This window comes from Shewanella sp. SP1S2-4 (assembly GCF_031932075.1).
Classification (GTDB): domain Bacteria; phylum Pseudomonadota; class Gammaproteobacteria; order Enterobacterales; family Shewanellaceae; genus Shewanella; species Shewanella baltica.
In genome coordinates this window covers 1-10,603 of the sequence record NZ_JAUOET010000033.1, presented here as the reverse complement: position 1 = coordinate 10,603, position 10,603 = coordinate 1, and the positions used below count along the sequence as shown (strand labels likewise).

Here is a 10,603-nt window from a genome sequence, read left to right as displayed (position 1 = left end):
TAGGAGTAAATATGAAATATAAAAATTTGATATTTTTTTGTTTGGTTTATGTAATCTCTTTTAATCTTATGGCTACCGTTGTGAGATATCAGCACACAGATATGCTAGGTTCTGTGATATCTGAATCTGATGAGGCGGGCAATATTATCAGTCGTAGCCATTATGAACCTTTTGGTAAACGCATAGGTGGAGACAAAGAAGGTGTTGGCTATACTGGGCATGTACATGATAGAGACTTAGGTTTAACGTATATGCAGGCACGATATTATGACCCACTTATAGGCCGTTTTTACATTAATGATCCTGTGGATGTAATGGAGCATATTGATCGCGGAAGTCCCATACATGCCTACAACAGATACACTTACGCTAATAATAATCCCTATAAATATGTGGATCCTGATGGCGAATTTGGTGTCCAAATTGGTGCAGGAATTATCGGATTTGCGATAGGTGCAATTTCAGAAGCTATTACAAATGATAATGCTAATTTTGGTTCAGTGATGATGGCTGGCAGTGTAGGTGCTGCTGTCGGTGTGGCGACAACATTTGGAGGAGGTTTTTTCGGTACGATGGCGGTTGGAGCGGGTGCTAATGGAGTTGGTGAGGTAGCAAATCAGACTATAAAGGGGGAGTTTAGTCCTGGTAAAGTGGTAGGTGCTGCTGCTGTTGGAGCTGTGGGTGGTGCAATAGCTAAAGGGGCTGCGAACATGGCTGTTGCTAGTAGAAATTTACCAAATAATACAGCAACTCAAGCTTCTCATAATATGACTGGCTCATCTTCACAGCGAGTATTAGCAGATTCAAAAACGTTGAGTTCAACGCCTTCGAATAGGGCTGTCGCTGAAGTTAAGTTAGGGGGGGCATATGGAGCTGGATATGCTGCTGAGGCAGCTCATCAGCAAAAATCTTGTAATGACACATCGTGTAGATAATATATTGAAATGAAAATACAAATTACTGCTGCAAAGTCAGAAAAAAGCAAAAAGAAGAGAGCAATCATTGCATATATTGGCTTAATATTTGCCTGTTTGATTATTTTTCTTTTTGGGGTTCAAGTGGTTGAACTATATGGTTTTTCTTTGGGTACTAGAATAAGGGATGTTGAGGTTTCAAAGGTATTGTTGGTGTTTTTTACAATGATACCTATAGTTGCAGGGGTGATATGGGGAATACTTTTATTTATAAGGTATCTGTTCATTAAGTTAAATCTCTAGTGATTTAATTTTTGCTCACTTAAAGCATGGCCCGTGAAGTAGGGCTATGCTTTTGTTGAGCTTAGCATTTGGTTTGTTCTTATGAATATGTTGATATATTACGTCCCGTTATTGCAAGTGAAAACGAAAATAAGGCGTTGATTTTCGATAATATATTCAAAGTCTTGAATAGACACATATTCGTGTCTCAGCTGTATGATAAGGTTCGCACCAGCTCGTCCTTGCAAAGCGAAAAGCACACTTAGGTTGCTGTTTTGGACAACAGGTCTGAGCTAGTACACAGAAGATTCGAGGTTACCTTGCAAAAGTACACATTATACACCTCAAATGAAGACACTATTGGAGCAGATGGAGAACGGGGTCAATCTTAGGCTAAACATAATCCTAGGCAGTGCGCCACTTCGACTGTCTGATTTTGCTGGCAGTATTGCTGAAATTCATGATGGTTACTCCACTCATATATCTAATTTTGCAATAGAACTAGCTAGGATCCGCGTTGAATCGTACTGAAAAATACTAATAGCAAAGCTATTGAAATAAATCCTGAGTTCATTATAGTCTTGCCCATTTTAAGATGCGTCTTAAATGCTTCTCAACACTTAATATACAAAATTTGACTATTTATTCACTATTCACTATTCAATACATAAGCGCTGAATAGCAGCTAACTCACTTTGATTTGTGCTAAAACAGCTCAAAACTGCACGTAAACACACGATTTCTGTATGTTAATACATATTAAAATGTGGGAGACATTACGTGAGTCGAAAAGCTATATTGTTGATTACTTGCGTGTTAGTGCAAGATTGTGCTGCGTTAGCTAACAGTCGTCTACTTATGTACTGGCGATTCAGATTACCCTCGGAGATGTTATGCCTATACTCTTTTGTAATATTGGTTGGATGGCTAGATATGATGGAATTGACGGTGATTCAATTCAGCGTGGAGGGTCATACAATAAAAGTGAAATAGGTCATGAAGTCTGTAACTTTAGCAACGTTGATTCAAAAGTTTATGGATACGTTCAGCCTACAGGACGGCTGAATATTGTTAAGTTAGGTGCAGGGAAAAATGACGATTGCATCAACAATATCACCGTCATCTGGACTGCGGGACCAAATAGCGGTGGGACAGCCATTGTGGGCTGGTACAAAAACGCTACGGTTTATCGTGATGCACAACTATTGAATGCCCCATCAGAACTACAAATTCAGAATGGAATCAGTATGTACAGAATTCTTGCAGATGCATCGGATGCAGTGTTACTTCCGGTTCATAAAAGAAACTTTATGATTCCACGGGCTGTTAAAGGCGGAATTGGTCAAAGTAATGTCTGGTATGCAGACAAACCAGAAAGCGCAGTTTTAGTAAAGGAAGCTTTAGCTCTTGTAAACTCGGAACAGTATGGAACTTCGCTTCCAGACCTTGATGATGTTAATGGAGCCTACGAAGGAAACCCTAGATTCGTATCTCACCTAAAAAGGGAACGAAATCAAAAGATTGTAGAGCAAAAAAAGCAGGATACTCTAAATAAATTAGGGATATTGAGATGTGAGGTTTGCGATTTTGATTTTGAGAAGGTGTACGGGATGCATGGAATGGGTTTTTGTGAGGTACACCATCTTCTGCCGCTTCACAAAGCGGATGGTATCGTTAAAACTGAGCTTGATGATCTTGCCATCATTTGTTCTAACTGCCACCGGATTATCCATCGAATAGATCCCATGCCAAGCATAAATGAGCTCTCAAAGATTGTTACGGAAACTGCTCAAATAAGCGTGTAAACACGCGATTTCTGCATGTTATTGAACAAAAGCGCGATAGCCATGTCGTACAGTTGCTTATCATATATGTTGTTACTACGCTAAGTTTCAACTGGTGAAATTGTGACAATTTAAATTAAGAAGTTGACATTGCACCTTTTATGAGGGAGGATTTCTGTTAGAGGCTTGGGATGAGGCAACCCCCCTCTCTTATCTGTTAATCATTTTTCGCAATTGGTCAGTCCCTGCAAACGCCTCCGATAAATCCTTGATACCAATTGCTATATAAGGTGATTATATGTCTCCCAAAACTCCTTTATTTACATACTTGTGCCGCAAGGTTGAGGATGAGTTTCCTCTTATTCCAAACCGAGCAATACCAGATATTATTGCTTGGGCTCTTGAATTCAAAAATTACGCATCTTTAAGTTCTGCACACCAACGAAATGAAATTGACTTAGACAACCCTGATGTTGTTCAAAAGTTAGTTCGGAAGTGGAGTGATCATGAACCTCATCACTCTGATGCTGATTACTCTCTTCTTATTAAGCTGATTTCTATTAATAAAAGTCCAGCGATAGGCAATCTAAACGTTAAAGATTTGATTTTGTGCTTGAATACGATACTGATTGTTTATTATCCAGAATTACTAAATTGCGATGGTTGTCAAAAAGAGATGACGACAACAGTAGATGAATTTGAATTCGTTACTGACGATGACGATGAGGATGACGTTTACGCTGTGTTGTGCCCTGATTGTTTAGCTAAAGAGTTAGCTAAACCGCGTAGCGAAAAAAGTATATACGCTATTGATGGGAGCTATCGTCATGTTTGATCTTTTTTATAGTTTTAGTTTTGGCGACCACAATCTGGATTTTAACGGGATAGAACTTATCGGCGCGAATTATGAACCTGATTGGGGAGTGTTAATTGATATTGAGTTCGGTCATGACTATTTTGTGACCGGAGACAGTTATGAAAGAATTGAGATAACTACAAAGTTTCGAGGTTTGCGTGGAACAGCTGGTTACCAAGTCGATTTATTCATAGGCAGCAGATTTGCTAAGACCATGATGGTCCAAACAAGCCCCATAGGTGAAATATTTACTGATAAGGCTGATTACTAAACTTATATAAAATTGATCAGTTGGCTATTAATTGGTAAGCTGGCTGATCTTATTTATGATATAAAAATCAAGCTATTATATGGGGGGAGCCCGTATGTGGGGCTTGGTAGTATGATGACCTTGCTCCGATATAGGCCTTTATCATCAGGAATTTTTCTAAGGACTATTTTTTTAACTAAAAGTTTGATTGCTATGAATGCTAGATCGTCTTGTTGTTGAGCAAGTTTGTTTCTCGAACTTTTATAGCAAAAACTGGAATTAGTTCTGGGATTTTAGAGCGCTGCCAGAGGATATCCTGCTTACGGAAACTGCTCACTTAAGGATTGCTCTTTGAAGCTAAAAGTCGTCTAGTGAGGTCATAGCTATTAACTTTTGCTCACGTAGTGGCATTTAGTGGTGCATCCAAAAAATTTTGATCAGGTCTTGGCAACTATAGATTCTTATTTTGAGGGAGTAAAACTTGGAAAGATGGGCTAAGTACGACACTGAAAGTAATGCGATAGACAGTTTGGAAAAAGCTGCTCTTTTTTTGAAAACAGTAAAAGATAATCCAGAAGATTGGAAATGGGTAGTTATTTGTATGTTCTCTTCTCTTTATGGCTTCGCTATTCAAGTAGCCAAGGGCAGCGATGACTCCAGCGTAATTAAAGTCGCTAAAAATGGTCACTCTAGACTTATTAGTTTTGGGGAAGCTTTAAAGGACTGTAAAAGGTCTATTGGAGCGAGAACAGCTCTCGTAACTACAGAGCATGAAGATTGGGCAATCGATAACATACAAAATCAATTTAGAAATAAATTTGAACACTACAATCCCGGTTCTTGGAGTATTGAGGTTTCTGGGTTTCCTGTAATTATTTATCATATACTTAACGTTATTCGTCGGTTGTCATTGGTGCATAATTTTTACTCACATATTTCAGAGGAACAACGAGAAAGTCTGGAGTATGTATTAGATGAATGTGAGTACATAAATGGTAAACTTAAGTCTCTCTATGCAAGTTAACTCTTATGTATTAAATTCTCAGTTATTTAGTTGTAAAATTAACTATTTATGCAGTTTTATGTGCATAATTGAAGTCTATCGACATAATCTAGCAATTCGCATCAAAAACAGCTCAAAACTGCACATAAACACGCGATTTCTGCACTTTAATCTATATTAAAGTGCAGAAATCATTAAGCCCAGCACAAACTTGCTATAGTCGTGTCATTACGTTGCGCTGTGTCACTCCATATGAGACTCACGATTGTCTACTGAAATAGTGGCGATTCCGACAAATTGCTCAGCAAGTACAATTCGCGGATTTTATTTAATCAATTTAACGCCATTTTCTTTCCGATATATTTGATTTGTCTTGATTGCAACCATCGCAAAGAATTTGAAGATTAGTTATATCTGATTCAAGATCTGGTCTTAATGAGCGCGGTTTTATGTGATCAACGTGTAATACGATTCCATTTTTGGGAGTTTTTCCACAACAGGCACAGTAGTTTCCATACAGTTCAAAAGCTCTGCGCCTTAACTGGCGCCATTTCGCTGTTTGTAAAAAGTTAACTTCATTAGGATTTTCTGAGAATGGTAATTCTGACCATTGCGATATTACTCTAGGTTCTGCAATACTCGGTCCCATCATAATTGCATAGTACCCCTTACCTGCAACTGCATCTGACCTTAGCCACTTCCACGCCGCGCGAAGGGCGCCGCTCTCAGTTTTATATTTGTTTGTTCGCCTATAATCACCATGGTAAGCCACTGTAAACATTTTCACTCCCTTCATTAACAGTTATAAATTTGATTAGTGGGATATGTGTTTGCGCTATCTACATATAGTATTCTGTAGCAAATAGAATATGTTAATTATCATTGTGTGGCTAAGATATTGATATTCACTGTGGGGTTAGGGATAATCTTCACCCTGCATTAGTTATTGGGATTTTTCAGATGGATAATGAGGTTAAAAAGGCTCGTGGTGTCATTGAATGGTCAAATGATTTGTTTGCTGCAACCGCTATGGCTCCAGAGTTTAGTTCAGAAAAATTAACAACAGCTAATCTGAAGAAAGTGAGGAATGATATTGATAAGGTTCTCAAAAAATTGTCTGCAGTTGCTGCTCAACTTGACCCAATAAAACAACCAAACTCAGTATTTGATCCTTCCAATCCTGAGGCGGTTGGACGAGTTGTTGCAATGGCACTTTTATCGCAACACAAAAGAAGTTTGCTATCAATCCCTAGATTTTATGGTTCGGGCATCTACGCAATTTACTACACTGGGTCATTCTCGGAATACTCGCCATTAGCGGGAGCAGATCATCCTATTTATGTTGGTAAAGCTGATCCTCTGTCACCGAAAGCAAGATATCCTCAAGAACAGGGGGAAAAGCTTTGTAGCCGCTTAAAAGAACATCTTAAAAGTATAAAGAAAGCAACTAATCTGAATACTGAAGATTTTCAGTGTCGGTTTCTTATAGTGGCTAGTGGTTGGCAAGAGGCCGCTGAAAGATATCTTATAAACTTGTATAAACCAATCTGGAATAAAGAAACCAAAATATGTTATGGGATAGGTAAGCATGGTGATTCGGCTGGAACAAGGGGCAATAAGCGCTCTCCGTGGGATACAATGCATTCGGGTAGGGAATGGGCAGAACATACCATCGATGATCAAGTTTCAAAAGATAAGATTATTGATATGCTGACTCATCATTTTCGTAGTAATCCACCTATTGTGGATAAACAGAAAGCTGTTGACACATTTTTAGAAGAAATGTGTCAACATCATAATTAGATGTTAAATATCAATTTTTGCTAAAGAGGCAGCTACGGAACTAGCAACTGTTTCAGCTAGCTTAACAGGAACAGCATTTCCTAACTGTCTCATTGTTTCAGTCCATGAACCGTTAAATCTATATTGATCTGGAAAAGTTTGGATTCTTGCGGCTTCTCTTACCGTAAAATATCTCACACTTCCATCTAGTTTAACTAGCATGTTTTCTCCACCTGGGACACCATGCCCCCCTGCTTTTAGGGTTTTAGATGGTTCATCAATTGGGCTGCCAGTATGACCTGGATATGTTTTTGCACCTGGAATAAATACATGGTTTTCCAAGTTACTACATTTTCCTAGTTCAGGATCGGGTAAATCGGAAATTGTGTCACGTATTGTTAGCCATGGTAGCTTTCTATTGGTTTCATCTGAAGGTTTATCAAGAATTTGTTTCAATTTTTTTAGTTTATTTAAACTTCTTAAAGGTGGAGCTGGACGGTCTTTCTTTCTGATGTTGTGTCGGTCCCAATACTCTCCTGTAATCCATTTAGAAATAAGAAGCTCGTCTTCAGAATGAGTCTCTTCAGGAAAAAACCAATCCGCATTTAAATCGGATCTAAAACCAACGAAAAAAACGCGTTCCCGTTTTTGTGGGACACCAAAATTTGCCGCGTTTAAGAGTTTTACTTGCAAGTTATACTGTAATTCTTGATTATGAGTTTGTCCTGTAAAACGCTTTAGTCGAGAGAGATGGTCTTCCCAGCGTTCTTCCGATTTTTTAGCTAATTCGGGGTGTTTTAACTGCAGATTAATATACTGAAAGTACTCAGCAAATGAAGACCTCATCAATCCTTTAACATTTTCGAAGATAAATGCCTTTGGCTGCAGTTCACGAACGGCACGAACTGCCTCTGGAAACATGTCTCGTGCATCTTGGAATCCTTGGTGTTTTCCCCCAAGAGAAAATGGTTGGCACGGTGGACCGCCTGATATTACATTTACCACGCCATTGTACTTGAAGTAGTCAATTTTTCTGGCATCTTCTTCAGTAGGTGATGGCCACTCAGTCAAAGGTGAATCTTTTAAAAGCTGGTTATATCGAATTGTTTCACACGCATCTCTATTCCACTCAATAATCGCAGAATGGTTAAAACCGGCATTGCTCATACCAAGAGCAAGGCCACCTGCTCCAGCAAATAACTCTATTGAACTCATACTAAAACCTGCAAAATTTAGTGCATTTTAAATTTGCACCACTAGTTTTACTGTTATTTTATACAGTAATTGGAGGGGTGTCACTTTACTGTTCATAAAAGTTGAACGATTAACTCTATTCGTCTAAGGGAAGCGTTGCTTTAGTATTCATAGGTGTTTATTTTTAACTCACTGTTAAATGAAGTCTTTTCTTTTTATAAGATTATTGATGAGTTTATTCATAGGTTGCATATTGAGCTGATTAAACAGAAATCGTTGAATTCGGTCTCATAAGCATCAGTTGCCTTATTTGCCCCAGTGTAGATTGCTGAACCAGTCTTTGTTCTCACCTACATAGGTCGTCATCATACGATAATGTTTCACAATAGGCGTGGTATCAAAACCCTCATCGAGTACTAAAAGTGGTGTTATCCCAACTCGTTAACTAACGCAATCATTGAGTTATCATACTTCTTATTTCCTTGAATAACTCTATTGGCTTCAGTCTCGGCAGCGTACCATGCTTTACCCAGTTCAGAATCAGTATCATGCTTGTAGGCGGCATAACATTCTGCTGGTTCCAAATTGTGTTCCTCAAAGTAAAGAACAGCTAATTCTAATCCCTCTTGCGCTAGATAGTCAGGAACATCACCAACTCCTTCAGCGCCTAATTCAAATTTATCCATCATTGTTTTTCCTATTTTTTTCGACTGAGGCGTTTGCAATAGCCTTCGCGACATCGCTCAGAATTGTGGACCAATGATTAATGGGCTGAGGCTAACTGTCTCAGATATGCCGTTAATTCAGAGGGGCTTTCAGTCGCCAATACTACTTCGCTATCTTCACCTGTGTAGATTTCGGGATCACAATCTGTGCCTTCATTGATCGCCGTCATCACAAGGTAGCGTTCTTGCCCAAGTTCGCGGCTATCAGGTTCTTCATAGTCGACCCAAAGTACAAGGTACTGAGAACCTGCTTTAAAGGTAAAGCTTGGGCTGACGTCATTGTGCCAGCTCTTATCTGTCAACCAAGGGAAATCAGCGAGGTTAAAGCCTAAATTAAAGTCTTCACCAAACTCGCGTTTATAGTGTGTCATTTCAAGCTCCTGAGTTTTATGTCGGTATCCTATCATTTGAAACCATCCAATGGCGAGGGTATGACAGGACAATGGCTTGTTGATATTGCCAGTCTCTTATTTACAGAAAGGTATTCATTTCAAAGGTAATCTTTAGACTAGAAGCGGTAGGCATTCGCTCTTTATCTGCAATGCCTACCTCATGGTGAGAGCCGTTACTTTTGTTTTCCTCTTACCATCCGGACGTATAGATTAAGGACTGGTCCATTCCAGCGGCCATGACCATCATAGAATTGGATAAGCCACTTGCCACCAAACTGGCTATTATCGCTAGCAGTAGATGTCCAATAGCCAGCATAGTCAGGTGTCTGCGGAAATGCTGCTTGCGCTAATGTCGGGCTTTTATAGTTACCTTCACACACATTATCATTTGGTTTCCAATAACTTGGTTTACCTGATGAACAATAAATCAGTGAACTTAATTCCTCTTTTGTGGGTAAGCGCCAGTCGGTGTGGTTACCATCAGAGATAGACATTCCCATGGAATATGGCCAGATAAATGTATTAGGACTGCCTTTACAGCTACCGTCTTGCCATGTCTGTCCTACGCTACAGCGCATCCACATCAGCTTGGTTTGCGTGTCGGTGATGGTGCCATTGCCGCTATCAATATACCGCTCTGCAAGTGTACCATCGCCAATTTTGGTAAACGTGGCATTGATTTGGCAATCTGATGTCACTGTACCTGTGGTGTACTCATTGTTATTGAGCGTGCCATTACAGCCTGTGATGGATTCAATTTGATAGCCGATGTCCGTTGAGATAGTAAAGCTGGTATTGGTGTTGTAACTGACATCAATGCTCTCGGGACTGATTTTGCCTCCGGTTGTTGCTTGCGTGGTGATTTTGTACGTGCTGAGTTTGAAAGATACGGTGACTGCGCACTGGGCATTTATGACCGCCGTTTTATAGCTGTTTTGAGTCAATGAACCACCGCAACCACTGATATCATCGATTTGATAGCCGGTATCGGGTGTTACTGTGAAGGTCGTTGCATGACCCGATTCAACCATGTTGATTGCTGGACTGATTTTCCCGCCAAGGCTTGCCGTCGCGGGGATGCTGTAGACCGTTGGGGTGACTTGTCCGTTGTCATCGTTGCTGCCACCCTCCGAGCCGCCACAGCCAGCGAGTAGTGTTGCCGCGACTATGCTCAAAAGCAGTGGATTTGCCTTTGATGGCGGTGTCTTTATCGACGTTATGGCGAGTTTGATGCTTGCGTGAATGCACTTATTCATAGGTGTTCCCTGTTATGTTGTCCTGATTAAAGCAGGCTGTTGGTCGTGATGATTACTTCGTTACTTGATTGAGGAGGATGTTTTCTGGTGTGAATATTTCGCCGATAGCCTTGTTGAGTGAGTTACTGTAGATGTCATCTAGGGCATTGTTGGCGGTGATATACG

Annotated in this window: 12 protein-coding genes; 7 read left to right on the top strand and 5 right to left on the bottom strand. The window is 39.9% G+C overall.

Annotated features, from left to right (window positions below):
• Nucleotides 1-11 precede the first annotated feature (11 nt).
• The 6 genes from Q4Q52_RS20010 to Q4Q52_RS19985 all read left to right on the top strand — a co-directional run bounded on the left by Q4Q52_RS20010 (nt 12) and on the right by Q4Q52_RS19985 (nt 5,110).
• Nucleotides 12-935 carry an RHS repeat domain-containing protein gene (locus tag Q4Q52_RS20010; protein WP_052184035.1) on the top strand — a complete coding sequence of 308 codons (924 nt, stop codon included), beginning with the start codon at nt 12-14 and terminating at the stop codon, nt 933-935.
• Between the two features lie 9 nt (nt 936-944).
• Complete coding sequence (locus Q4Q52_RS20005) at nt 945-1,217, top strand: hypothetical protein (RefSeq protein WP_311991456.1); 273 nt, start codon at nt 945-947, stop codon at nt 1,215-1,217.
• A gap of 872 nt (nt 1,218-2,089) precedes the next feature.
• A complete protein-coding gene (locus Q4Q52_RS20000; RefSeq protein WP_311991455.1) occupies nt 2,090-3,001 on the top strand; it encodes an HNH endonuclease in 912 nt (303 codons plus the stop codon).
• 277 nt (nt 3,002-3,278) lie between these two features.
• The gene (locus Q4Q52_RS19995; RefSeq protein ID WP_311991454.1) at nt 3,279-3,815 is read left to right on the top strand and encodes a hypothetical protein; all 537 of its coding nucleotides are present in this window, start codon (nt 3,279-3,281) and stop codon (nt 3,813-3,815) included.
• A complete protein-coding gene (locus Q4Q52_RS19990) occupies nt 3,808-4,107 on the top strand; it encodes a hypothetical protein (RefSeq protein WP_311991453.1) in 300 nt (99 codons plus the stop codon). Before Q4Q52_RS19995 ends, Q4Q52_RS19990 begins: the two co-directional genes overlap by 8 nt.
• Nucleotides 4,108-4,567: 460 nt before the next feature.
• Nucleotides 4,568-5,110 carry a hypothetical protein gene (locus Q4Q52_RS19985; protein ID WP_311991452.1) on the top strand — a complete coding sequence of 181 codons (543 nt, stop codon included), beginning with the start codon at nt 4,568-4,570 and terminating at the stop codon, nt 5,108-5,110.
• Nucleotides 5,111-5,426: 316 nt separating this feature from the next.
• Here Q4Q52_RS19985 and Q4Q52_RS19980 read toward each other — a convergent pair whose 3' ends face one another.
• The gene (locus tag Q4Q52_RS19980) at nt 5,427-5,870 is read right to left on the bottom strand and encodes an HNH endonuclease signature motif containing protein (protein WP_311991451.1); all 444 of its coding nucleotides are present in this window, start codon (nt 5,868-5,870) and stop codon (nt 5,427-5,429) included.
• A 179-nt stretch (nt 5,871-6,049) separates the two neighbouring features.
• Here Q4Q52_RS19980 and Q4Q52_RS19975 point away from each other — a divergent pair, with 179 nt between their 5' ends.
• Entirely contained in the window at nt 6,050-6,892 is an 843-nt protein-coding gene (locus tag Q4Q52_RS19975) for an Eco29kI family restriction endonuclease (protein WP_311991450.1), read from the top strand.
• A 3-nt stretch (nt 6,893-6,895) separates the two neighbouring features.
• Here Q4Q52_RS19975 and Q4Q52_RS19970 read toward each other — a convergent pair whose 3' ends face one another.
• The 4 genes from Q4Q52_RS19970 to Q4Q52_RS19955 all read right to left on the bottom strand — a co-directional run bounded on the left by Q4Q52_RS19970 (nt 6,896) and on the right by Q4Q52_RS19955 (nt 10,438).
• Nucleotides 6,896-8,086: a DNA cytosine methyltransferase gene (locus Q4Q52_RS19970; RefSeq protein ID WP_311991449.1), complete on the bottom strand. Its 1,191-nt coding sequence runs from the start codon at nt 8,084-8,086 to the stop codon at nt 6,896-6,898.
• A gap of 407 nt (nt 8,087-8,493) precedes the next feature.
• Nucleotides 8,494-8,754, bottom strand: coding sequence for a hypothetical protein (locus Q4Q52_RS19965; RefSeq protein ID WP_311991448.1), 261 nt, complete (start codon nt 8,752-8,754; stop codon nt 8,494-8,496).
• Between the two features lie 74 nt (nt 8,755-8,828).
• A complete protein-coding gene (locus Q4Q52_RS19960; RefSeq protein ID WP_311991447.1) occupies nt 8,829-9,161 on the bottom strand; it encodes a hypothetical protein in 333 nt (110 codons plus the stop codon).
• A gap of 194 nt (nt 9,162-9,355) precedes the next feature.
• The gene (locus Q4Q52_RS19955) at nt 9,356-10,438 is read right to left on the bottom strand and encodes a DUF1566 domain-containing protein (RefSeq protein ID WP_311991446.1); all 1,083 of its coding nucleotides are present in this window, start codon (nt 10,436-10,438) and stop codon (nt 9,356-9,358) included.
• Nucleotides 10,439-10,603 lie beyond the last annotated feature (165 nt).